The 22638-nt window shown below is 70.0% G+C and carries 20 protein-coding genes; 7 read left to right on the top strand and 13 right to left on the bottom strand.

Annotation, left to right across the window (positions count from 1 at the left end):
- The first annotated feature begins 51 nt into the window (after positions 1–51).
- Positions 52–1407, top strand: coding sequence for a serpin family protein (locus EL340_RS12635; RefSeq protein WP_126415498.1), 1356 nt, complete (start codon positions 52–54; stop codon positions 1405–1407).
- A 156-nt stretch (positions 1408–1563) separates the two neighbouring features.
- Positions 1564–2010: a GNAT family N-acetyltransferase gene (locus tag EL340_RS12630; RefSeq protein WP_126414920.1), complete on the top strand. Its 447-nt coding sequence runs from the start codon at positions 1564–1566 to the stop codon at positions 2008–2010.
- A gap of 74 nt (positions 2011–2084) precedes the next feature.
- Here the strand turns inward: EL340_RS12630 and EL340_RS12625 are convergent, their stop codons facing one another.
- From EL340_RS12625 to EL340_RS12580, 10 genes are all read right to left on the bottom strand, one after another.
- On the bottom strand, positions 2085–2888 hold the full coding sequence (locus tag EL340_RS12625) for an HAD family hydrolase (protein WP_232023080.1): 804 nt from the start codon (positions 2886–2888) through the stop codon (positions 2085–2087).
- Between the two features lie 109 nt (positions 2889–2997).
- Positions 2998–3861: an HAD hydrolase family protein gene (locus tag EL340_RS12620; RefSeq protein WP_126414919.1), complete on the bottom strand. Its 864-nt coding sequence runs from the start codon at positions 3859–3861 to the stop codon at positions 2998–3000.
- An 84-nt stretch (positions 3862–3945) separates the two neighbouring features.
- Positions 3946–4587: a hypothetical protein gene (locus EL340_RS12615; protein WP_232023079.1), complete on the bottom strand. Its 642-nt coding sequence runs from the start codon at positions 4585–4587 to the stop codon at positions 3946–3948.
- Complete coding sequence (locus EL340_RS12610; RefSeq protein ID WP_126414918.1) at positions 4584–5363, bottom strand: HAD-IIB family hydrolase; 780 nt, start codon at positions 5361–5363, stop codon at positions 4584–4586. Before EL340_RS12610 ends, EL340_RS12615 begins: the two co-directional genes overlap by 4 nt.
- A 248-nt stretch (positions 5364–5611) precedes the next feature.
- A complete protein-coding gene (locus EL340_RS12605; RefSeq protein ID WP_126414917.1) occupies positions 5612–6469 on the bottom strand; it encodes a PTS system mannose/fructose/sorbose family transporter subunit IID in 858 nt (285 codons plus the stop codon).
- An 18-nt stretch (positions 6470–6487) separates the two neighbouring features.
- Positions 6488–7420 carry a PTS mannose/fructose/sorbose transporter subunit IIC gene (locus tag EL340_RS12600; protein ID WP_126414915.1) on the bottom strand — a complete coding sequence of 311 codons (933 nt, stop codon included), beginning with the start codon at positions 7418–7420 and terminating at the stop codon, positions 6488–6490.
- A 147-nt stretch (positions 7421–7567) separates the two neighbouring features.
- Positions 7568–8059 (bottom strand): PTS sugar transporter subunit IIB, encoded by a 492-nt coding sequence (locus tag EL340_RS12595; RefSeq protein WP_126414913.1) that lies wholly within the window; start codon positions 8057–8059, stop codon positions 7568–7570.
- The gene (locus EL340_RS12590; protein ID WP_126414911.1) at positions 8059–8499 is read right to left on the bottom strand and encodes a PTS sugar transporter subunit IIA; all 441 of its coding nucleotides are present in this window, start codon (positions 8497–8499) and stop codon (positions 8059–8061) included. The genes EL340_RS12595 and EL340_RS12590 overlap by 1 nt, the downstream gene beginning before the upstream one ends.
- 284 nt (positions 8500–8783) lie before the next feature.
- A complete protein-coding gene (locus tag EL340_RS12585) occupies positions 8784–11099 on the bottom strand; it encodes an NAD(+) synthase (RefSeq protein WP_408608549.1) in 2316 nt (771 codons plus the stop codon).
- Positions 11100–11708: 609 nt separating this feature from the next.
- Positions 11709–12008 carry a PspC domain-containing protein gene (locus tag EL340_RS12580; RefSeq protein WP_126414909.1) on the bottom strand — a complete coding sequence of 100 codons (300 nt, stop codon included), beginning with the start codon at positions 12006–12008 and terminating at the stop codon, positions 11709–11711.
- 277 nt (positions 12009–12285) lie between these two features.
- Here EL340_RS12580 and EL340_RS12575 point away from each other — a divergent pair, with 277 nt between their 5' ends.
- Positions 12286–15111 carry a GH32 C-terminal domain-containing protein gene (locus EL340_RS12575; RefSeq protein WP_232023078.1) on the top strand — a complete coding sequence of 942 codons (2826 nt, stop codon included), beginning with the start codon at positions 12286–12288 and terminating at the stop codon, positions 15109–15111.
- Between the two features lie 137 nt (positions 15112–15248).
- Here the strand turns inward: EL340_RS12575 and EL340_RS12570 are convergent, their stop codons facing one another.
- Positions 15249–16259: a LacI family DNA-binding transcriptional regulator gene (locus EL340_RS12570; protein ID WP_126414907.1), complete on the bottom strand. Its 1011-nt coding sequence runs from the start codon at positions 16257–16259 to the stop codon at positions 15249–15251.
- 208 nt (positions 16260–16467) lie between these two features.
- Between EL340_RS12570 and EL340_RS12565 the strand changes: the two genes are divergently transcribed.
- Positions 16468–17148, top strand: a complete 681-nt coding sequence (locus EL340_RS12565; RefSeq protein ID WP_126414905.1) for an HAD family hydrolase — start codon at positions 16468–16470, stop codon at positions 17146–17148.
- Between the two features lie 170 nt (positions 17149–17318).
- On the opposite strand, the gene EL340_RS12560 is transcribed toward EL340_RS12565, so the two are convergent.
- Both EL340_RS12560 and EL340_RS12555 read right to left on the bottom strand, forming a co-directional pair.
- The gene (locus tag EL340_RS12560) at positions 17319–18122 is read right to left on the bottom strand and encodes a TetR/AcrR family transcriptional regulator (protein WP_232023077.1); all 804 of its coding nucleotides are present in this window, start codon (positions 18120–18122) and stop codon (positions 17319–17321) included.
- A gap of 384 nt (positions 18123–18506) precedes the next feature.
- Entirely contained in the window at positions 18507–19868 is a 1362-nt protein-coding gene (locus EL340_RS12555) for a hypothetical protein (RefSeq protein ID WP_197722309.1), read from the bottom strand.
- A gap of 248 nt (positions 19869–20116) precedes the next feature.
- Here EL340_RS12555 and EL340_RS12550 point away from each other — a divergent pair, with 248 nt between their 5' ends.
- From EL340_RS12550 to EL340_RS12540, 3 genes are all read left to right on the top strand, one after another.
- Positions 20117–20707, top strand: coding sequence for a hypothetical protein (locus EL340_RS12550; protein WP_126414903.1), 591 nt, complete (start codon positions 20117–20119; stop codon positions 20705–20707).
- 35 nt (positions 20708–20742) lie between these two features.
- Positions 20743–21333 (top strand): RES family NAD+ phosphorylase, encoded by a 591-nt coding sequence (locus tag EL340_RS12545; RefSeq protein ID WP_232023076.1) that lies wholly within the window; start codon positions 20743–20745, stop codon positions 21331–21333.
- Positions 21334–21487: 154 nt separating this feature from the next.
- Complete coding sequence (locus EL340_RS12540; RefSeq protein ID WP_126414902.1) at positions 21488–22531, top strand: DUF3152 domain-containing protein; 1044 nt, start codon at positions 21488–21490, stop codon at positions 22529–22531.
- The last annotated feature ends 107 nt before the right edge of the window (positions 22532–22638 follow it).

The following is a 22638-nucleotide window of genomic DNA, read 5'->3' as shown; positions in this document are numbered from 1 at the left end:
GACAGGTCCCGGCGGGCTCCTTAGCCTGGCCTCATGACCCCGCCCGAACCCATGAGACTGTCCGGCTCGAACCTTCTCGGCCCCTCTCGCCGTCACCTGCTGGCGATGGCCGCCCTGGCTCCTGCAGCCGCGGCGCTGCTGGGCGCGTGCTCGTCGGCCTCCGGCAAGGCGCTGACCTCCAAGGCCGCCCATGAGACGGTCTCCCCCTCCGACGTCGCCTCGCAGGTGGCCGGCGCGGCCGCCGCCTGCGACCAGCTCGGCGGCCGGCTCCTGTCCCACTACCTCAAGGCGGACTCCGCGACGACGGCGATGGCCTCCCCCGTCAGCCTCGCCCTCGTCATGGCGATCCTGGCCGACGGCGCCACGGATGCCGCCGCACAGGGCTACGACGCGCTCCTGGGGCTCTCGGGGGGCGAGCGGGACCGCGCCTGGTCGGCCATCCAGAACTCCCTGAACCGCTACGACGGCGACCTCAAGGGCTTCGACCCGGACCAGGCCCCGGACACTCCGCTCGTCCACCTGGCCAACCACGTCCTCATCGCCGACGAGAAGGACCTTGAGGTCAAGCAGTCCTACCTCGATGAGGTGCTGCGCTGGTTCTCCGTCGAGATCGAGCAGATCGACGTGTCCTCGATGAGGAAGAACCTCGACGCCTGGGCCTCGCGCAACACGGCCGGCCTCATCCCGCGAAGTGGCCTGACCATCACGAAGGACACCCGCCTGGTGGTGCAGAACGCCCTGCTCTTCGCGGCCCAGTGGAACGCCCCCTTCAAGGCCGAGGACACCTCGCAGAAGGACTTCACGCTCGCCGACGGCAAGACCGTCAAGGCCGACCTCATGCACGACACGCGCTCCATCCCCTACGCCACCGGCCAGGGCTGGGCGGCGGTGCGCCTGGACTACGCCAGCGGCCAGAGCAACGCAGACGGGTCCCGCAAGGACTCCCAGCTCGCCCTCGACGTCGTCCTGCCCGACGCCGGAACCCTGCCGGCGGCCATGGACGCCGGAACGTGGGCCGCGGCGTCGGCCGCCCTGGACTCCGCCGACGCCCGCGAGGTGAGGGTGGCCCTGCCCAAGCTGGATCTCACCTCCGAGCCCAAGCAGCTCCTCGACTTCCTCAAGGAGCAGGGCCTCGACCCGCAGGGCCTGGACCGGATCGCACCCGACCTCGCGCTGGCCCAGGTGGTCCAGCAGGTGCGCCTCATCCTGGATGAGGAGGGCACGGTGGCGGCCGCCCTGAGCGAGGGAGAGGTCGCGGTCATGGCGGCTCCGGAGCCGGACGATCCGGTCGAGCTCACGGTGGACCACCCCTACGTGCTGCGGCTGCGGGACCTGACCAGCGGCACCGCGCTGGTGGAGGCCGCCGTCATGGATCCCACCGTCAAGACGATCGGCGCCTCGGCCTGACGGCGCCGCACGACCCCCGGCGAGAATCTTCCGGTCGGTGGGGCCGCTTCGCCGCCCGCAGCACCCCGAGGCGGTAGGCTCCGGGGCTGACAGGGAGCCGTTGCCGGAGCACCCGTCTCGGCCCGCCGCCGCATCCAACCAGCAGGAGAACTCCTCATGACCGTCGAGCTCGTCACCGCCTCCAGTCCAGAGATCGTCGAGGCCATGGAGCGCCTCATCCCGCAGCTCTCCCGCAGCGCCCCGGCGCTGAGCGCCGAGCAGTGCGAGGCCTTCATCGCCCAGGAGGGGGTCTTCCTCTTCGTCTTCCGCCCCGAGGCCGACGCCGGCCGGAGCGCCCCGATCCTGGGCATGCTGACGCTGGCGACCTTCACGATCCCCACGGGCCTGCGCGCCTGGGTGGAGGACGTCGTCGTCGACGGCGAGGCCCGCGGCCAGGGCGCCGGCCAGGCCCTCGTGGAGGCCGCCGTCGAGTACGCCGGCAAGATGGGGGCGCGCACCGTGGACCTCACCTCGCGACCCTCGCGCGAGGCGGCCAACCGCCTCTACCGCCGTGCGGGCTTCGAGCTGCGGGAGACCAACGTCTACCGCTACGCCCAGGCCTGAGCGCTGCGGCGCACGTTCTGCGAGTCCGTCCTCTTCCCGGTCCGGGTGGAGGACGGACCCTTTTCTCGGGGCCTTCAGGCCATGAGTGCGTCGATGAAGGCGGCCACGCTCGGGGCGGTGCGCCCGCCGGCGGCCGCGACGACGTCGGCCGGGGCCCCGGCGATCGCGCAGGGGGTGTCGGCGTGGGTGAACATGGAGATGTCGTTCCACGAGTCGCCCACGGCGGCCACCTCGCTGACCCCCTGGCCCTGTGAGGCGAGGAGCTCGGCAAGGCGTTCGAGCCCCGTTCCCTTGGACTCGCCCGCGGCCGTGACGTCGACGAAGCCGGTCGAGCGGGTGCAGCTGATGCCGTCAACCGTCTCCTCCAGCGCCCGGGCCAGCGCCTCGGCGGCCCGTGGGTCGGGCACGTGCAGCGGCATCGAGGTGACTCCCAGGGCCGCGACCCGGGACAGGGGCGCCGCGGTGAAGCGGTCGGCGGGGGTGCGCTGGTCGGTGGACAGCCCGATCGGGTCGTCCAGGACGTAGTCGCGCTCCAGGGTGGAGGCGAAGACGGACACGGGCGCGTCGCTGACGATGCCGACCGCCCGAGTCACCTCCCGCACCTGGTCGGCCTCCAGCATGCGCGTGCGGCGGACGCGACCGGCGGCGTCGATGACGGTGGTGCCCGTGGCGCACACGGCGTAGTCGAAGTCCAGGCCGATGCTCGTTGAGGCGCGGGCCACCTCGACCGCGTGCTGGACCAGCTGCACCGAGCGGCCCGTGGCCAGGACCAGGAGGTTGCCGGCCTCGCGCCAGCGCACCAGGGCCTCGGCATCGGCCTGCCCGACGGCGTGGTGGAAGACGAGGGTGCCGTCAAGGTCCGTGGCGAGCAGGCGCATGGCGGCGAGCATAACGCGCGCGGTCAGCGGCACACCTCAATATCAGCAAAATCTTCACAGACGACGCGGCTCCGCGTCACGCATGACGATTCTGTTGACGTAGAGGTGTCTAGGCGGTCGGGCGGCCCAGGATGGAGTCGATGAGGTCGGCCAGGCTGGAGACGGTGCCGTCGCACTGGGCCACCACCTCCGGCGGCGACCAGGGCAGGGCGTAGGCGTGGTCGGCTGCCTGGTGCATGGAGATGTCGTTCCAGGAGTCCCCGATGGACCAGGTCTCGATGGGCTCGACCGACGCCTCGGCAGGCGCAGGGGCGGCCTCGGCGGAGTCTGCGGGGTCACCGTCACCGGAGTCACCGGACGGGGCCGGCGGCTCACCGAGGTCCGCCACCAGCCGCCTGAGGCCGGCGCCCTTGGAGGCCGCAGCGGGAACGACGTCGATGAAGTCCTGGTTGCGGAAGCCCACCGCCTGCCCGTCCCAGCGCCGGCGCAGGTAGGTCTCGGTGCGGGAGGCCGTCTCCGGATCGGTGAAACGCATGGGCACGCCGATGATCTCGCGCCCGTCCAGGTCGCGCCGGGTGGCGGGGCGGAACAGGGTCAGCAGCTCGGACCCGGTGCCGATCGTGTCGTAGATGAGCAGGTCCTCATCCAGCCCGGTGGTGAACACGGTGACGCCCGGGGCCCCTTCGACGAAGTCGAGGATGTCCTCGACGACCCCGGGCGGCAGGGCCGTGGAATGGCGCACCCTGATGTCCTCGTCCACGATGGCGGCCCCTGTGTAGAGGATGGCGTTGTCGAACTCCAGGCCCACGGGCACCACGACGTGCTCCAGCGCCGAGACCGACCTGCCGGTGTTGATGACCAGGAGGTTTCCGGCCTCCCGCCAGCGAGCCATGGCCTCGCGGTCGCGCAGCGGGATCGTCCCGTTGAAGACGATGGTGCCGTCCAGGTCGGTGGAGATGAGCCTGCGTGGCATGGGAGTCCTTTCCGTCCGGGTCCTGCGGATCCTCAGACGCCTCGGAGGGGCCTCGGAGCCGTCTCGGGAGCCTTCACAGCGGGCCTATTCTCCTCGACCGTCATCGGATGTGTCAGCGGGCTCATCGGGCTGGTTGCCGGTCCGCCCGCCGACGTCCCCCTCGGCGCCCTCATCGGTTTCACGATCGGATTCCCGCACGGCAGTCTCCCGGCGGGTCTTCTTCTCCGCCTTGCGGGCCTTCTTGGCCTGCTTCCTGTCCTCGCGCTCCTGGCGCTCGCGGGCCCACTGGGCGTAGTCCTCCAGAAGCCTGCGCGAGTCGGGGGTGAGGATCTTGTTGTCCTCCAGCAGTCCCTCGGCACGCAGGGTCATGAACTGCAGGTACTCGGGGTTGCGGGTGAGCCCGTACTGACGCTTGGCCTCCTCCAGGTCGGAGACGTCGCGACTCACCTGACGCTCGATCATGGCCCGTCCGCCCATGAGGAAGATGGCCACGACGAGGGCCAGGATCGAGCCGATCCCCCGGGTGAAGGGGTAGAGGACGCAGGCGATGACCATGAGCCAGGTGACGTACTTGCCCATGGAGTGGGTGTAGCCGCGCCAGCGGCCGTCCTCCCCGGTAGCCCAGGTGCGGATCTTGGTGCGTCCGTCGGGGTCGCCGCCGTTGAACCAGTCACGCACCCGGGAGCCCAGTGGCTTCCCGCTGTTCGTCTTGCTGTTCTCGCTCATGCGTGCTCGCCTTCCAGGATCGTATTGATGAGCTCGGCCATGGAGCCCACGGTCGTCTCGCACGCGGCCGTCACCTCCGGTGGGGACCCGGGCAGGGCGACGGCGTGGTCGGCGACGGCGTGCATGTCCAGATCGTTCCAGGAGTCGCCAATGGTCCACACCTCGACGTCCCTCCCGGCCAGGAGGCCATCGAGGAGGGTTCGCAGGCCCGCGCCCTTAGTGGCCCCGGCGGGCACGAAGTCGAGGAAGTCCTGGTTGCGGTGGCAGTCCACAACGCCTTCCCAGCGCTGGGAGAGCTCGTGGTACAGGCGATCGCGCAGAGCGGCGTCGGTGACGCGCAGGGGCACACCGATGAAGCGGTGAGCATCCATCTCCTCCAGGGTCAGGTGCTCGAAGACCGCCAGGATGGAGGAGACCTCCTCATTGTTGTCCGCCAGGATGTAGTCGGTCTCGATGGTCGTGGCGTAGGTGGTCACGCCCGGTAGGTCGACGGTGCGGGTAGTTACGTCCCGGGCGACGCCGTCGGGCAGGTAGCGGGCGGAGAGCACCTGGTAGCCGCCGTCGATGAGAACCGCCCCGGTGAAGACGATGCCGTAGTCGAAGTCGACGCCCAGTGGCTCAAGGACGTCGCGGGTGGCGAAGGAGGACTTGCCGGTGTCGACGGCCAGGAGGTTGCCGGCCGCCCGCCACCGGGACATGGCCGCGCAGTCGGCTGGGGAGACGGAGCGATCGAAGACGATGGTGGCGTCCAAGTCGGTGACGAGGAGTCGGGTCACACTGGTTCCTTGCTGCAGAAGGGGCGCTAAGGGCGAAAGCTGGCAGGCGGGGGTCCCGAGGAATCGGGAGACGACGTCGGAGGATTGAGGCGGCTCCCTGACGGAGCCCTGGCAGAGCACCGACGGAGCTGACGGTGGGATCTGAAAGGAGCCTTGGGCATTCTACCGAGCGCGCGGGGCGGGGAGGGCACCGGAGATGAGTCGCCCGGTGCCCTCCCCGCCCCGAGACGGGCTGGCCGATGCAGCCGTCAAACCCCCAGGAAGCCGGTCCAGCGCCCCAGGATGCCGACGACGAACATGCCCAGGATGATCCACAGGGCGTTGACCTTCTTGTTGAGCAGCCACATGCACAGGAAGGTGAGTCCCAGCGCCGCCAGGCCGGGCAGCAGCTGATCGAGGATGGACTGGACGGTCGTCACCTTGACGATCTCCGTGTCCGGATCAGTCACCTCCGAGACCACGGTGGGGAACTTGATGGTGGTCCACTTGGAGACCAGGGCCCCCATGACGAACAGACCCATGATGGCGGCCATCTGAGTGATCTTCTTGAGCTGGCCGCCACCGACCTCGGTGACCATCTCGGTACCGCGCTCGTAGCCGAACTTCAGGCCGTACCAGCGGGTAAGGACACGCAGGAGGTTGATGCCGACGAAGAACAGCAGCGGACCGACGATCGAGCCGTTGATGGCCAGGGAGGCGCCCAGCGCCGCCAGGACGGGACGGGCGGTCCCCCAGAAGATGGGGTCGCCGACGCCGGCCAGCGGTCCCATGAGGCCGACCTTGACGGAGGTGATCGTCTCCTCGGTGATCTCCTCGCCCTTGGACTTCTGCTCCTCCATGGCGGCGGTGACACCGAAGACGACCGAGGAGATCCAGGGGTGGGTGTTGTAGAACTCCAGGTGCCGCTTGAGGGCGGCGGCCTCGGCAGCCTTGTCACCGCGGTAGAACTTCCTGATGGCCGGCATGAGCGTGTAGCAGAAGCCCATGGCCTGCATGCGCTCGAAGTTGAAGGAGGCGAGCAGGAAGGTGGAGCGCCAGTACATCCGGCGCAGGTCGCGGGTGGTGAGCATCTTCTCCGACGTGGCCGGAGCGTTCTGAGTAGTCATAAGAGTCTTCCTTCCGGCTCAGTCGAGCTCGTCGTCGAGGTCGTCGTCCAGGTCGCCGCCGGAGCCACCGCTGGCCGCGGGCGAGGCGGCGGCGGGCAGACGCACGGAGTCGTGGAACTCGGGGTTGAGCTGGACGTAAATGACGGCGAGGCAGGCGCCGAGAATGCCCAGGGCCACGAGGGTGACGCCGTTGGGGGCGAGCTCGATGACCCAGTTGGAGATGCCCTTGCTGTGGTCGGTGACCGAGGCCGAGCCGCCGACGGTGGTGGCGAAGGTGGCGAAGATGAAGCCCAGGAAGAAGAAGGGCATGAGCTTGCGCGCCCTCATCATGTTGATGACCATGGCGTAGCCGACGACGACGATGAAGCCGCCGGCGATCCCCAGCCCCTCGGTAATGACCTTCGGGATGGCATCGAGGGCGTTCTTGACCGTGTCGCCGGAGGCGAGGGCCGCGACGGCGGCGGTCGGGATGGCCACGCGCAGTCCCTGGAGGCCCAGGGCCGTGAAGTGCATGATGGCGATGCCCCGGTAGTTGGCCTGCTCGGCGTAGCGATCCGCCTGGTGGGCGAAGAAGATGGCGATCGTTCGTACGAAGATCGTCAGGGCCTGGCCGGCGACGGCCAGGGGGACCGCCACGGTGATGGCGGCGTCGATGGCCGCCTTGGCGTTGCTGACGTCACCCAATGAGGCGATGGCGATGACGGTCGAGACCGTGGAGGCCAGCGCGGCGTCGGGAGCCATGGCGGCACCGACGTTCAGCCAGCCCAGGGCGATGAGCTCCAGGGAGCCACCGACCATGATGCCGACTGCGGGGTTGCCCATGGCGATACCGGTCAGGGTGCAGGCGACGAGCGGGCGGTGGAACTGCCGCTCGTCCAGGACACTGGCCATACCCGCGACGAATGCCACGAGCGTGACCAGAATGATCTGGATCAGGTTGATGTCTTGCACGGTATGTCTCTCTCACGTGAGGGTTGACAGGACACCCCTCCTGCTCCCGCCACCGGAGGGCGCGGGATGGGAGTGTCGAGGGAGATGCGGGGAATGGACGCAGGAGACGTCGGAGGCCCACAGGGCTCAGAGTCGTCCTCTGAGTCCTTAGAGCAGGCCCTTGTCCTTGAGAGCCCCCATGAGGTCGGAGCTCGCGGTGGAGGGCACCTGCTGGATGTACTGCTTGATGCCGCGCGAGTCGATCTCCTTGAAGGCCTCGACGTCCTCGGGGCTGGCGTAGACGGCCTGGGAGACCTGGCTGGTGCCCTGCTTGAAGGTCATGCCGCCGACGTTGACCTGGTCGACCTCGATACCCAGGTCGAGCAGACGCACGATGTCGGCCGGGGTCTCGACGACGATGACGGCCTTGAGGTTCTCATACTTGGGGTTCTTGTAGACGCGGGCGGCCTTCTCGACGCCCAGCACGTGAACCTTCACCTTGCCGCCGCCGGTCTGCAGCATGAGGGTCTTGCGCAGCTCGTCGTTGGCGGCACCGTCGGAGACGGCCAGGATGGCCTCGGCTCCCAGGGATCCGGCCCAGTTGTTGGCGACCTGTCCGTGGACCAGGCGGGAATCGATACGCAGGAGCTTGACATCCATCAGAGCTCGTCTCCTTCATCGTCAGAAGTGGTGGTGGGTGCAGGGGTGAAGACCTCGGAGAGGACCTTGACGCCGTCGGTGGCGGACGTCCGGGCGGCCTCTACGAGCTCGGCGAGCCCGGCGCCGGCGAGGCGACGGGACAGGACCTCGATGACCATGGGCAGGTTGACGCCGGTGACGACGTCAGCGTCGTCGCGCCCCGCCGCGAAGCGGGCCGCGGCGTTGTAGGGGCTGCCGCCGAAGAGGTCGACGAGGATGAGGTGCTCCTGGCTGGAGGAGGCCTCGACTGCGGCGGTGTACTTCGCCAGCAGGTCGTCGGGCCCCTCCGAAGGATCGAAGGTGACGGCGACGACGTCGTCACTGGGGCCGACGATCATCGCAGCGGAGGCGAGGAGGCCTTCAGCCAGGTGTCCGTGAGCAGCTATGACCAGGGAAGCCATGGGCGGGAACCTTTTCCAATCCGGGCTGCCGCCAGGCATCCGTGAGGCCTGGGCAACAGCGATGTGTGTGACATGGCGACGATAGGGACGATCGGCGTGATGACCACCACTCAGAAGCCCACCACTTTCACACAAAAGCACACAGAACCAACACTGCTAACTCGCGTTAGCGTTGAGCAACATCAACCTTTTGGCGTAAATACGCGTTTTTAACTCACCAATCCCAAACAAGGAATGCAAAAACCGGTTGGTTGTGTTTTGCATCACGTCGTAGGACGATGGTCCTAACTCTCGTCGGTGGGCGTACCGCTGGGCACGTTGCGCTCAAGCTCGGCCAGCCAGGCCGTCGCCGCGGCGTCGGAGGGCATGCGCCAGTCCCCGCGCGGAGACAGCGAGCCGCCGGCCACCACCTTGGGCCCGTTGGGCAGGGTGGAGCGCTTGAACTGGTTGGTGAAGAAGCGCCGGTGGAACAGCTCGAGCCAGCGGCGGATCTCGGGCAGGTCGTAGGCGACCTTCTCCGCCTGCGGCAGCCCCTCGGGCCAGTCCCCGGCGGTCGCGTCCGACCACGCCCGCTGCGCCAGGAAGGCGATGCGGCTGGGACGCGAGCCACGGCGCAGCACGTGCCACAGGGTGAAGTCCTGTAGGGCGTAGGGCCCGATCTTGGCCTGGGTGGACTGGATGGCGCCGCCGGCCTCGGCCGGGACCAGCTCGGGGCTGATCTCGGTGTCCAGGATGGACAGCAGCGTGCGCCCGACGGCGTCGTCGAACAGCTCCTCGGCCACCACCCAGCGGATGAGGTGCTGGATGAGGGTCTTGGGGATGCCCGCGTTGACGCCGTAGTGGGCCATCTGGTCCCCCACCCCGAAGGTGCACCAGCCCAGGGCGAGTTCGGAGAGGTCGCCGGTGCCCAGCACGATGCCGCCGCGGTGGTTGGCGATGCGGAAGAGGAAGTCGGTGCGCAGGCCCGCCTGGACGTTCTCAAAGGTGACGTCGTAGAGGTCCCGCTCGCTCACGCCGTCGGGAAGGACGCCGGTGCGCGCGTACTCGCCGTAGGGGTGGCCCATCTCGGTGAGCATCTGGGTGGCGGTGGCCCGGATGTCGAGCTCCTCGAAGGTGCAGCCCAGGCCGACGGCGAGGTCCTCGGCGTTGCGGCGGGTGCCGGCGCTCGTGGCGAAGCCGGGCATGGTGATGGCGTGGATGTCCGAGCGCGGCCGGCCCAGGCGGTCCATGGCGCGGGCAGCGACGATGAGGGCGTGGGTGGAGTCCAGACCGCCGCTGACACCGATGACGATCTTGGGGTTGCCGATGGCCCCCAGGCGCTGGACGAGGGCGGCCACCTGGATGTTGTAGGCCTCGTAGCAGTCCTGGGCGAGGCGGGCCGGGTCGTCGGGCACGAAGGGGAAGCGATCCACGCGCCGGCGCAGGCCGATGTCGGTGCGCGGGACCGTCAGGTCGGCGCCCCCGATGGCGATGCGCCGGAAGGCCGCCGGGTCGGTGAAGGTGGTGGCCCGCACCGGGACGCCGGCGCCCGGGGCGCTCAGGGTGCGGGCGTTGTCGGCGAAGGTCCCCTGGCGCAGGCGCTCGGCGCGCAGTCCCTCGATGTCGACGTCGACGACCGTGGCGCGCGGACCGTCCGGGAAGCGCTCGGTGGAGCCGAGCAGCTCGCCGTTCTCGTAGACGAGGGTCTGGCCGTCCCAGGCCAGGTCCGTGGAGGACTCGCCCTGCCCGGCGGCGGCGTAGACGTAGGCGGCCAGGCCCCGGGCCGACGACGAGCGGGCCAGCAGCTCGCGGTCCTCGGCCCGCCCCACGGTGATGGGCGAGCCGGAGATGTTGACCAGGACCGTCGCCCCGGCCAGCGCCGCCAGCGACGAGGGCGGAACGGGCACCCACATGTCCTCGCAGACCTCGACGTGGAAGACCAGTCCGGGGACGTCGTCGACCTCGAACAGGAGGTTCGCCCCGAAGGGGACCCGGGCGACCGGCCGAGCGGGGGCGGCAGTGGATACATCGCCTACGTCGCCGTCGGAACCGGAGTCGACGGCATCGCTGACATCGCCGACATCGCTGCGCACGCCGGGCAGCTCGATATCCTCCACCCCGGCGGGCAGGGCGTCTCCGGGCGCGAAGTGCCGCTTCTCGTAGAACTCCCGGTAGGTGGGCAGGTAGGACTTGGGGGCGACGCCGCGCACCCGCCCGCCCTGGATGACCAGGGCGCAGTTGTAAAGACGGTCACCCAGGCGCAGGGGCGCGCCGACAACGAGGGCGGGCAGGAGGTCGGCGCTGGCGGCGCGCAGGGTCTCGATGGCCGCCAGGACGTCGGACAGGAGCACGTCGGACAGGAGAAGGTCGTCGATGGCGTAGCCGGTCAGGCACAGCTCGGGGAAGGCGGCCAGGCAGACGCCGTCGTCGGCCAGGGCGCGGGCCTGCTCGATGATCGCGGCAGCGTTGGCGGCCGGATTGACCGGCACCACGGGCAGGGTGACGGCGGCGACGCGGGCGAAGCCCTGGTCGTAGGCGGAGAGGAACTCGATATCGGCCGCGGGGCGGGACACGGCAGCGCTACCAGGGGCATTCACAGGGGCATTCACAGTCTCGGTCACGGCTCGATCCTCCCATCGACCGGGGATTCCTGCGAGACCGCCGCCGTCGTGTCACCGACGGGGACCTCCTGCGCGCTCGGGTGCGCTCGGGTCCGGGCGGGGACATCCCACACGTACGGGGACAGAATTCCCGTCCCCGTACGCGTCACGCGTCCCCGCCGAGAAGACGACCCACCCGGCCACGTGGAACGTCCCCGCCGAGCAGCAGGCTGCGCCCGCCACGTCGCCCGTGGAACCGGGGGCGACGAGGTGGGCGCAGTCCTGGCCTCACGCATGCGCCCGAGGCACCGCCTGGAACCGGTGGCGGCGGGGTCGGGCACGGGTCAGAAGAAAACGTGTGATGCACAGGCGACAGGACAGGAGCAGTGAGGAAACGGCGATCACCTTTCTTTCGGCGCAGGTGGGCGGCCCGACGCCGCCAGGGTTTGTCAGCGGGCTTGACTTGAGTGGTCCTGATTCTGGTACAGGTCATGTTGCCGCGGCGCTAAAGACCGCCGAAAGGTCGTCGTGGACCGGGGCCCGGCCGATCCCGGCGCTCCCGAGCCGGCCTGAGCCGGTCTGAGCCGACCCGAGCCGACTCAGGACCGGTCTGCATGGATCAGTGCCGGCTCAGTACTGGGCGGGAGCGGGTTCGTCGAGCATGAGGCACCAGGCCGCGATGTAGACCAGGAACATGGGGCCGGGAAGGAGGCAGGCCAGGATCGCCCCAATGCGCACCGCGGTCACCGGCATGCCCCAGGCCTCGGCCAGGCCTCCGCAGACGCCGCCCAGGATGCGGTGCTTGCGGGAGCGCCGGGGCAGTGAGCTGCGGAAGCGGCCGAACTCGCCGGTTCGACCGGAGGAGGAGCCGGCGTCGCTCTCGTTGCGGGCGGACTGGCTGAACTGACCGGGGTACTGCTGCTGTGTCATGTCCACAAGTCTGGCGAAGACGGTCCGCCGACCGCCATCGGGGAGCACCCTGAGAAATCCCCGATGTTTCTCGGGATGCGCCCCTGAGCGCTTGCTCGAGCCCGGAGGGCCGCGTACTTTTGTTACTGTCGCTAACGCGCGTTAGCGGATGTGGGCGAGAAACAGAGCTCCAGCACCTCCTCACCGCCCCGCCGAATCGGCCCGTGCCGGTCCGCCGCTCATGCGCGTCCTCACGCAGCCCCCATCCATGCCGAACCCGTTTCCCGGAGGACATGCCATGAGTCGGATCAGCCGACCACTCAGCGCCCTGACCGCTTCCTGCCTGCTTGCAGCCGGCTCTACGCTGGTCTCCATGCCCGCAGCCGCAACCAGCCAGGCCCGACTGGCCCCAGCCGCCCCGGCGGCCCCAGCCGCCCCGAACGCCGACCAGTCCGGCGAGCAGTGGCGCCCGCAGAACCACTACACCCCGCAGAAGAACTGGATGAACGACCCCAACGGGCTCGTCTACTACGACGGCGAGTACCACATGTTCTACCAGTACAACCCTGAGGGCTCGGACTGGGGCAACATGTCCTGGGGCCACGCGGTCTCCAAGGACCTGGTCCACTGGGAGGAGCTGGGCGTGGCGATCCCGCACACCTCCCAGTACGGGGTGTTCTCCGGCTCCGCGGTCATCGACACCCAGAACACCTCCGGCCTGGGCAGCCCGGACAACCCGGCCATGGTGGCGCTGTGGACGCGCGCCGACGTCGGCGGCAACCAGTCCCAGTCCCTGGCCTACTCCACGGACAAGGGCCGCACCTGGAACCTGTACAACAACGGCGACCCGGTGCTGGATATCGGCTCCAACGAGTTCCGCGACCCGAAGGTCTTCTGGGACGAGACGGCCGGCCGCTGGACCATGGTGGTCTCCCACGCCACCGAGCACCGCATCTCCTTCTACTCCTCCCCCGACCTCATCCACTGGACCGAGCAGTCCAGCTTCGGCGGTGAGGGCATCACCTCGGCGGTGTGGGAGTGCCCGGACTTCTTCCCGCTGCCGGTCGACGGCGACTCCAAGCAGGTCAAGTGGGTCCTCGTCGTCACGGTGGCCGACTCCGCCCAGTACTTCGTGGGCAGCTGGGACGGCTCCACCTTCACACCCGAGGACATCCCCCACTACACCGGCGAGGAGGGCACGACCCTGGCCGACTTCGAGAACGGCTACGCCGGCTGGAAGGCCGACGGCGCCGCCTTCGGCTCGGGCCCGGCCACCGGGGACCTGCCCGGCCACCAGGGCAAGGCCTACGTGGACTCCTTCGGCAGCGGCGACGCGGACACCGGCACGCTGACCTCGGACGAGTTCACCGTCTCCTCGTCCTACATCAACCTGCGCACCGCCGGCGGCAGGCACCCCTACAACCCCCAGGCCACCGGCGACAACGGCGGCGGCAAGCTCCTGGCCGGCTTCGACGGCACCTGGGACGGCTGGACCGTGGAGGGCACCGCCTTCGGGGCCACGCCCCCTCAGGGAGCCACCCCGGGCCAGCAGCCGCTGGTCAACCACTCCAGCGCCGGACTGCTCAACACCTACTTCGACGTCTCCACCGGGCAGGGCTCCGACACCACCACCGGGACCGCGACCTCCCCGACCTTCACCATCGACTCCACCTACCTCAACCTCCTCATGGGCGGTGGCAACAACCCGCGCCCCGAGGGAGGCGCTGACGACGGCTCCGGAGCAACCGTCGTCGAGCTCGTCGTCGACGGCAAGGTGGTGCGCTCGGCCACCGGCCGCAACCTGGAGGAGCTCAACTGGCAGAGCTGGGACGTCAGCGACCTCAAGGGCAAGTCCGCCCAGATCGTCGTCACCGACACGGCCACCGGCCCCTGGGGACACATCCTCCTGGACGAGGTGCGCGCCTCGGACACGAAGGCCTCCCCCTTCGCGGACAACACCTCGGTCAACCTCGTCGTCGACGGCAGGGTCGTCGCCTCGGCCACCGGCAACAACTCCGGGACCCTGGACTGGACGAGCATGGACGTCTCGGCCTACAAGGGCCGCAAGGCCCGGCTCGCCATCGAGGACCACAACGGCAACGCCGAGGACTGGGGCCATCTCATGGTCGACCAGGTCATCCAGTCCGACACGAGGGCCTTCTCCGGGGCCGACGCCGTCCCGCGCCTGGACTACGGCAAGGACTACTATGCGGCCGTCACCTGGAACGACGCCCCTGACGGCAAGTGCTACCAGGTGGGCTGGATGAGCAACTGGGCCTACGTGCGCGACCTGCCCACCACCACCTGGCGCACCGCCATGTCGACGGTGCGCGAGCTGGGACTGACCCGGGTCGACGGCAAGCTGCGACTGACCGCCCAGCCGGTCACCGCCCTGGACTCCCTGCGCACCGGTCAGCAGGTCACCCAGAAGGACACCGACATCCCGGTGGGCGACACCTCCCTCGGCCAGGCCGCTCAGGGCACCTCCCTGGACATCAGCGTCGACCTGAGCCCGGGCAAGTCCTCCTTCGCCGGTCTCAAGGTCCTCGACAACGGCGAGCAGTACACGCTCGTCGGGTACGACGCCAAGGCCAAGCAGGTCGTCGTGGACCGCACCCACTCCGGGGTCACCGACTTCTCCCCGAAGTTCCCGGACCGCTCCACCGCCCCGCTGTCGCCGGACAGCGAGGGGCAGGTCCACCTGCGCGTCGTCGTCGACGCCCACTCCGTGGAGGTCTTCGCCGCCGACGGCACCCCCGTCATCACCGAGACGGTCTACCCCAAGAAGGGCGCCACGAACGTCTCGCTCTACGCCGAGGGCGGCACCGCCCACGTGGACACCCTGAGCCTGTGGCACCTGGGGTCCGCCGACGACGCCGGTGGCGCGGCCGAGGGGCCCGACTCCCCCGGGCCGGGTCAGCCCGCCACCCAGAGGCCGGGCAACAACGGCCAGGCGGCGGCCGCATCGGCCTCGGCGAGCCCGGCTGCCGCCGCTGCCGGTCAGAGCAAGGGGAGCGGGTTCCCGCTGGCCCGCACCGGCGTCTCCCTGACACTGGGAGTCCTGGCCACGGTGGCCACCACCACCGGCGCCTACATGCTGCGCCTGCGCCGTCGGCAGGTGTGACCGCTGCGCCCTCTATAACGGCCGGGGACGTTCGACGCCGTCGGGGACAGAAATTCTGCACCCGTACGCGCAGGATGTCCCCGCCCGCGCTCTGGGCGCGTGATGGGCGCACAATGGGCAGGTGATGGGCGGCGCGGTCAGGCCGAGGAACGGTGGATGATCTGCCCCGGCAGGAGCGTCTCAGCGGGCACCTCCTCGCCGGCCATGAGAGCCAGCAGGTGGGAGACCGCCACCTGCCCCATCTCCTCGAAGGGCAGGGCGACCGTGGTCAGGGCGGGGTGGACCTGGTCGGCGATGAGCTCCTGGTCATCGATCCCGATGACGGCCACGTCCTCGCGCACCCGCAGGCCCTGCTCACGAATGGCGTCGTAGGCGCCCATGGCCATGCGGTCGTTGCCGCACACCAGACCGGTCAGCCAGGGGTGGTCCGTCAGGAGGCGCGCGGCCGCGGCGTAGCCGCCCCGGGTGGTGCCGTGCCCGACGGCGACGCTCACGGTGCTCCAGGGGATGCCGGCCTGCTCCAGGTAGGCCTCGCAGCCCGCGCGCCGACCCGGCGCGGCCTCGCCGTCGTTCGGGTCCAGCTCGATGACGCCGATGTCCCGGTGGTGCCCCTCCAGGAGGGCCTGGGCGGCCAGGCGTCCCATCTGCTCCTCATCGGGGCGCACGCAGGGCAGGCCGGAGACCGGGTCGATGCAGTGGACCAGGACGGTGGGGATCTCGCGGGCCTGCGCCGGCATGCGGACCTGGCAGTTCCAGCCGGTGGCGTAGATGATGCCCTCGACCCGGGACTTCAGGAGCGTCTCGAAGGCCTCGGAGTCCATCGACGCCTCGGTCGAGGTCGGCACGATGAACAGGGTGTAGCCGGCACGCCGGACCGTGTCCTGGATTCCGCGGATCGTGGCGGCGCCGAAGGGGCTGGTGACGATCTCGGAGACCAGCCCGATGAGAGAGGAGCGGCGCGAGGCCAGGGCACGCGCGCCACCGTGGGGGCGGTAGCCGAGCTCGGCGGCCGCCTGCTGGACGCGCTCGCGCGTCTCCGAGGCGATGCGGGCGCCGTCGCGGTTGTTGAGGACGAAGGACACCGTGGTACGCGAGACGCCGGCCGCCCGGGCCACATCCTCCATGGTGGGCCTGTAGGTGTCGCTCACCCCGCCTCCTCCCGGTCCCTCCGAATCCACCGCCCGCTCGCGCCGGCCGTCCCGGCTGGATCCGGCACGTGCGCCGTCAAGCGGCTTGGAGGCAGTCTGCCAGGCCGACGACGCCGCACATAACCCTGAACGCCAGCAGGCGGGTCATCGACCGGAACCACACCCGCCACCCTGTGCTCCGCAACACCTCACGGCTACGCTGGCTCCTATGACAGCATCCCCCGCTCCCAGCTTCACGGTGCGCGCCGTCCTGTGGGACATGGACGGCACCCTCATGGACTCCCAGCCCTTCTGGGACGAGGCCTTCATCCACCACTGCCAGGCCCTGGGCGGCGACCCTCGCCCTGAGCTCGTCGCCCAGATGACGGGCGCCTCCATCCGCAAGGCCCGCGAGCTCATCGCCGCCACCGGGGCCACGCCGTCCTGGGACGACCCGGCCACGCAGGAGGCCTTCGAGGCGATCGCGCACGACGTCGAGGCCTCGGTGACCGCCGCCCCGCCGCTGCTGCCCGGGGCGCTGCGGATCACCTCGGCGCTGTCCGAGGTGGGGCTGGCCCAGGCGATCGTCTCAGCCTCGCCGCGCAGGATCGTGGAGAAGGTGGCCTCCGCGCTCGGTGACGTCTTCGCGGTCCTGGTCACCGGCGACGACGGCGTCGGGGCCAAGCCCGACCCGCTGCCCTACGCCACGGCGGTCGAGCGCCTCGACCTGCGGCCCGAGGACTGCGTCGTCGTCGAGGACTCCCCGACGGGTGCGGCCTCGGCCAGGGGCAACGGGATCCACGTCGTGCAGATCGGCGCGCAGAAGCACTTCCCGGCCGACCCCGGCCTGGTCGTGGTCCCGGACCTGGCCTCGATCACCCCGCACCTGCTGCTGTGGGCGCAGCGCTGAGGCGGGACCGACGAGGCCGCCGGGCCGACGACGGGCAACCTTGCCCGCTCAAGGCGCCGCCACACGCAGGACCGGCTCGGGAACCGCGGGGTTCCCGAGCCGGATGGGACGAGTAGGGATACGTTGAGGACTGGCGTGAAACGGCTCGACTGAGGGCGTCGTCAGCCCACTCAGGCCGCCTTGGGCCGCTGCGGGGTCTCCGGGGTCTCCTGGGACGCCCACTGGCTGCGCAGGCAGTCGGCGTAGAGGCGGATCTCCGCCACCAGGTCGGTGCCCAGGGACTCCGAGGCGGCCGTCTCGGGCGTCGTCGAGCACAGCCACTGCAGCTGGAGCCCGTCGGTGAGGGCGACCAGGCTGCGCGCCACGAGGCGCGAGGGCATCTGCGGGTCCACGAGCCCGGCGGCCTTGCCGGCCTCGAAGCTGGCCTCGAAGCGCTCGACGGCGCCGTTGAGGTGGTCGGCCATCCAACGGTGCGCGGGGTGCGCGGCGTCGAGGACCGAGACCGCCGTGGCGGTGTAGATCGCCGTGAGGTCGCGGTGGGCGACATTGCGCTCAAGCAGCTCGATGTAGCGGTCCAGCAGCGCCCACGGGTCGGCGTCGAGGTCGGCGGCGGAACCGGCGACATCCAGGGTGTCCACGTTGCCGACGGGGTCCACGGGGACGTCGACGACGTCCTCGCCAGCAGGGGAGTCCACCAGGATGCTCAGGGCGTCCTCGCGGTCGCGACGCTCAAGCACCTTGGCGAAGAGCTCGTCCTTGGAGGAGAAGTGGTGCAGCAGCCCGGCCTTGGAAATGTCTGCTGCGTTGGCGATGTCGGCCAGGGAGGTGCCGGCATACCCGTGCTCTCCGAAGAGAACCACGGCTTCGTTGAGGATGCGTGCTCGCTTGTCCTCACTGCCCGCTCGGGGGCGCCCGGGTCCGCGCCGCCTAGCCGGGGCAGCTGGAGGCGGAGTCGGGGTACTGACAGTGTTCATGGCCGAATCATGGCACCTTCCAGTAAGGGAATTGCAAGGCAGAATGGCGTTCATCGGAATAATCCGCTCAAGTGTGACCTCCACGTGCCCTACCCGTGACGTGGATGACGACTTGATCTCTGTTTTCACACAATTAACCGGCTCCTACCAGCGCAGAGATCTCCTACCGTACGGTCTGTTGCAACCACTGGGATCCACCCCCTCCAGCACGCCCACTCACTGCCCAGATGGCCTTATGAGAACACGCAGGTTCGCATGGCAGAGCCACCCGGGTCACGGTTTCGTAACACTTGCGGAAATCTTGTTTCCGGTTCAAATACATGCGGCGGTCAGCCTCGTGCCGGCACGAGGCTGACCGCCGTCAGCGCCGTCGAGCACGCACCGTCAGGAGACGGTGACGCTCCCCGAGGGCGGCCCGTTGGCCGCCCCGCCGTTGACGGTCGTCACCGTGATGGAGGAGGACGTCGAGCCGGCCGTGATGGCGCCGTCGGAGGTGGTGGCGTCCATCGTCAGGGCGAGGGTGCCGCCGTTGGAGCCGGATGTCCCCCAGCGGTCCTCGCCCGCGGTGGCCAGACCACCGGTGGTGGTCAGCGTGCAGGCGGTCAGGGTCGCCTGCGAGGAGGTATTGGTGACGTAGAGGATCGGGACCGCCTGGGTGCAGGTGAGGCTGACCCTGGTCATGGCCAGGGTGGAGACCTCCGTGGCGGCGTCGGCGTCGGCGGCGTCCCCCGACATGGACTGGTAGAGCATGACGCCGCCCTTGGTGGAGGCGCTGGTGAGCGTCGAGTCCGAGACGGTGGCGTGATTCTTCCCCTCGACGACGACGGCCTGTGAGGCATTGGCCTGACCGGTCAGGCCACTGACGGTGATCTGACCGGTGGAGTAGAGGCACGGGGAGCCGTCGCCGTTGGTGGTGAAGGTGTTGGCGCCCTCGACGGTCACGGTTCCCGAGCCGCGGTCGGTGGCGACGGCGGCGCAGTGGGCGCCCTGGGTCTCGATGGTGAGGTCGGAGCCGTTGATGACACCGGCGTAGGTGGCGTGCAGGCCACGGGAGGACTCCCCGGTGGTGGCGATGGCGCAGGCGGTGACAGTGGCGCTGGCACCACCGGTGGCGACGACGGCGTTGGCGCCCGAGGCGTCGGTCGTCATGGTCGTCTCGGTGACCGTGGCGCTCGACCCCTCGCCGACGACCACGACGGCGGAGTTGAGGCCGTAGAAGTTGTAGGAGTCGTCGACGCCGTGCTGGCCGGAGGAGGTGGCGTCCCCGGTCTTGGCGATCTTGGCGTTGGTAACCGTCAGCCTCCCGCCATTGACCACGAGGAAGACGGCCTGGTCGGAGGTCGTCGACTCGAAGGTGCCGCCGTCGATGGTGGCGGTGGTGCCGTCGACGAGGTAGGCGCCCGAGAGGGTCATCTGCTTGTCTCCGATGGTGCCGCTCCAGGTGCCGGCCGACAGGGAGGTGTTGGAGGCGCTGGCCTCGTGGTATTCGGGGGAGGCGGAAGCCCGGGAGGACCCGGCCGAGGCGGATCCGGCGGTCGAGCCGGCGGTTGCGGCGGAGGAGCCGGCGGCGCTCGCCGCCTCAGAGGTACTGCAGGCTGCGATGAGTCCGGCGGTTCCCAGACCGAAGCCGGCCATCAGGAGGCTGCGGCGTCTCATGGCGAAGGAGACTCCCGGGTCGCAGCCGCGCAGCGCGGCGTCGGCGGACGTGACGGACTCGGCGGAGTTGGTCGGTACGGACAGGGTCATGGTGCATCTCCTCGGATCAGCAGGGCGGTACGGCAGACAGGGCGGTGGGGCTCTGCCGCCGTGCCGACGGTCGTCCTTGTCGTTTGTCCTTGTTGCTGGGATCACCCAGGGGCGCCCGGGTTCCGTGCCTCCACTCTTGGGCGCCGGTCTGTCAGCCCGGCAGCACTCCCCCATGACCGCACTGTGAATCCGGCCGAGACGCATCGCGAACGCATGCCCATGCAAAAACGATGCATTATACTCGTGCCATGACTGCACTCACCGGGCTGCTCGACGAGCTCGACCTCAGCGACCAGGAGCTTGCTGATGCGATGCGCGACGCCGCCGCCCGCACGTCGCACGACGGCGTCGGCCCCCTGACAGCCGGCATGGCCGACTTCCTGACCCGGACCACTCCCCGCGGAGGGACCAAGACCACCTCCCGCAAGGTCGCTCGAATCCTGTCGGACCGTGCCTACGCCGAACAGGTCACCGCCCAGCACGAGGCCGTTCGGGCTGCCTGCGACCTGGCGCGATCCTTGAGCACGCGACAGGTCGCCACCCTGCTCGGCCGCGCGACGACGACGATCACCCGCGCAGCCGGACGCTCCCTCTACGCCTACTCGGAGGGGCGGTCGCTGAGGTTTCCGACGTGGCAGTTCCACGACGGCCACCCGCTCCCGGGACTGGCGACGGTCCTCCCGGCCCTGCGGGAGGGGCTGGCAGCGGCGACCGTCGAGGCCTGGATGACGACGGCGGACCCCGAGCTCCTCGACGGGATGGCCCCCAGGCAGTGGCTGATCGCCGGCGGGGACCCGGCGGAGGTCGTTCAGCGGCTCTCCGACGCGGACCACCGGTGAGCCCCCGCCCGAAGAATCCTCCGCGACCGCCATCGGTGTTCCGGACCCGCCCGGAGGACGTACTGACCGTGGAGCGCGCCGAGCTCGCCCGCATCGCCTTCGCAGCCAGCCGCTTCCCCCTGCCCTGGGGAGAGATGAGGACCTGGGGGCCGCACCCGCGGTGCCGCTGGGACCCTCACCCTCCGCCGTCGGGAGAGCATCCCGACTGCGGCGTCCTGTACACCGCCGGCGACCTGCTCACCTGCGTGGCAGAGGTCTTCGCCGACACCCGCCTCATCGACACGCGCAGCGACATGCCCCTCCTGCAGGTGTGGGAGGCAACGCGCCCGCTGCGCCTGCTCGACCTCACCAGCACCTGGGCCCTGCGCAACGGAGCCTCAGTCAGTCTCGACAGCGCTCCCCGGTCGACGTGTCGCGCCTGGGCCCGGGCCATCAGGGATCAGCTGCCCGACCTCGACGGCCTGCGCGCCCGCTCCACGATGACCGGGCAGGACATGACGGTGCTGTTCTCCCCAGCGCAGGACAGCCTGCCGACACTGCCCCGGGACACGGCTCCGCTGGCCGACGCCACGCTCTACGCCCTGCTGACCGCCCTCGCCCCCGAGATCGGTTACGAGATCATCTAGACCGGCATCCGCCTACGGGCGACCTTTGTCTTGATAAATCAACCGAAAGTCGCTCCGAAGAGCCGTTTCCGCACCCGGAGGCCGCATGTGACCTTGCGCGCGCCGGGGTACCTCCCGGCAGGTTAACCGGGCCCGAGCACCCTACGATGGCGATATGAGCCCCTCGACCCCGCAGCCGCCGCGGCGTCCCTCCCGCTCCAGGCGGGGCCCCGGCCGCGCCTCGTCGTCGGCCTCAGGACGCCGCAGCACTCCTGCCGCTCTGCGCCGCAGTCCGGCCGGCCAGCACTCCACGCACCGCCGTTCGTCGGAGGACCCCGACCCCGCCAGCCGCCGGGCCCTCGTCGTCGCCCGCCGCGAGCGCCAGCGTCGTCGCAGTCGCAGCCGGCTGTTCTACGGCACCACCGCGGTGGTGGCGCTGGTTCTCATCGTCGTCGGTCTGCGCATCTGGGGCTTCCACCCCGGGTTCGCCCTGCCGCTGGACTCGGCCACCCCTGAGACTCCGTCCCCGGCCCCGGCGGAGGCGGGCCCGTCATCCGCCCCACCGAGCGCGAGCCACGCGGCCTCGCCAACGGCCGCCCCCTCGTCGGCCTCACCCAGTTCATCGGCCTCGACGCTGCCGGCCCCGCGGCTGGACGCCGAGGGGTTCGCGCACTCCGACGCCGTCGGCGACGGCACCTGGACGATCGCCCCGGCCGTGCCCGTCTCCCGGCCCGCGGCCGGGACCGTCTACCGCTACGTGCTCCAGGTCGAGGGCGGCACCCACGTCGACGCCGCGGCCGCAGCCCCCATCGTCGAGAGAACCCTCAACGACGAGCGCGGCTGGTCCACCGCGCAGAACACCTCCTTCGAGCCGGTGTCGGACCCGGCCGCCGCGGACTTCATCTTCAACATCGCCACACCGCCCACCGCCGACGCCCTGTGCTCGCCGCTGGACACCGGTGGCATGTGGAGCTGCCGCAACGCCAACAACGTCGTCATCAACTCCGACCGCTGGAACTGGGGCGCCGTCACCTACCCCGACGTCGACTCCTACCGCACCTACGTCACCAACCACGAGGTGGGTCACTTCCTCGGCCACGAGCACGAGTTCTGCGCCGGCGCCGGCCTCAAGGCCCCTCTCATGGCCCAGCAGAGCCACGACCTCGCAGGCGGCTGCGTGTACAACGCCTGGCCCACCCAGGACAACCAGCCCGGCTGAGGCGCGCGCCTCCGCGGGCAGCACGAGGGGGCGGGCCCACCGCACGGGTGGACCCGCCCCCTCGCTGTCGCCCCGGCCCGTTCGGGCCGGTCGCCGCTCAGCTCAGT

It is taken from the genome of Actinomyces viscosus, from assembly GCF_900637975.1.
In the GTDB taxonomy this organism is placed as follows: Bacteria; Actinomycetota; Actinomycetes; order Actinomycetales; family Actinomycetaceae; genus Actinomyces; species Actinomyces viscosus.
The sequence above is the reverse complement of the archived record's forward strand: the minus strand, read 5'-3'. Positions and strand labels throughout refer to the sequence as shown.

What these genes read in the sequence shown, in the direction of transcription:
- EL340_RS12635 (WP_126415498.1), top strand. Translation starts at nt 52, where the DNA reads ATGAGACTGTCCGGCTCGAACCTTCTCGGCCCCTCTCGCCGTCACCTG.
- EL340_RS12630 (WP_126414920.1), top strand. Translation starts at nt 1,564, where the DNA reads ATGACCGTCGAGCTCGTCACCGCCTCCAGTCCAGAGATCGTCGAGGCC.
- EL340_RS12625 (WP_232023080.1), bottom strand. Translation starts at nt 2,888, where the DNA reads ATGCGCCTGCTCGCCACGGACCTTGACGGCACCCTCGTCTTCCACCAC.
- EL340_RS12620 (WP_126414919.1), bottom strand. Translation starts at nt 3,861, where the DNA reads ATGCCACGCAGGCTCATCTCCACCGACCTGGACGGCACCATCGTCTTC.
- EL340_RS12615 (WP_232023079.1), bottom strand. Translation starts at nt 4,587, where the DNA reads ATGAGCGAGAACAGCAAGACGAACAGCGGGAAGCCACTGGGCTCCCGG.
- EL340_RS12605 (WP_126414917.1), bottom strand. Translation starts at nt 6,469, where the DNA reads ATGACTACTCAGAACGCTCCGGCCACGTCGGAGAAGATGCTCACCACC.
- EL340_RS12595 (WP_126414913.1), bottom strand. Translation starts at nt 8,059, where the DNA reads ATGGATGTCAAGCTCCTGCGTATCGATTCCCGCCTGGTCCACGGACAG.
- EL340_RS12590 (WP_126414911.1), bottom strand. Translation starts at nt 8,499, where the DNA reads ATGGCTTCCCTGGTCATAGCTGCTCACGGACACCTGGCTGAAGGCCTC.
- EL340_RS12580 (WP_126414909.1), bottom strand. Translation starts at nt 12,008, where the DNA reads ATGACACAGCAGCAGTACCCCGGTCAGTTCAGCCAGTCCGCCCGCAAC.
- EL340_RS12575 (WP_232023078.1), top strand. Translation starts at nt 12,286, where the DNA reads ATGAGTCGGATCAGCCGACCACTCAGCGCCCTGACCGCTTCCTGCCTG.
- EL340_RS12565 (WP_126414905.1), top strand. Translation starts at nt 16,468, where the DNA reads ATGACAGCATCCCCCGCTCCCAGCTTCACGGTGCGCGCCGTCCTGTGG.
- EL340_RS12560 (WP_232023077.1), bottom strand. Translation starts at nt 18,122, where the DNA reads ATGAACACTGTCAGTACCCCGACTCCGCCTCCAGCTGCCCCGGCTAGG.
- EL340_RS12555 (WP_197722309.1), bottom strand. Translation starts at nt 19,868, where the DNA reads ATGACCCTGTCCGTACCGACCAACTCCGCCGAGTCCGTCACGTCCGCC.
- EL340_RS12550 (WP_126414903.1), top strand. Translation starts at nt 20,117, where the DNA reads ATGACTGCACTCACCGGGCTGCTCGACGAGCTCGACCTCAGCGACCAG.
- EL340_RS12540 (WP_126414902.1), top strand. Translation starts at nt 21,488, where the DNA reads ATGAGCCCCTCGACCCCGCAGCCGCCGCGGCGTCCCTCCCGCTCCAGG.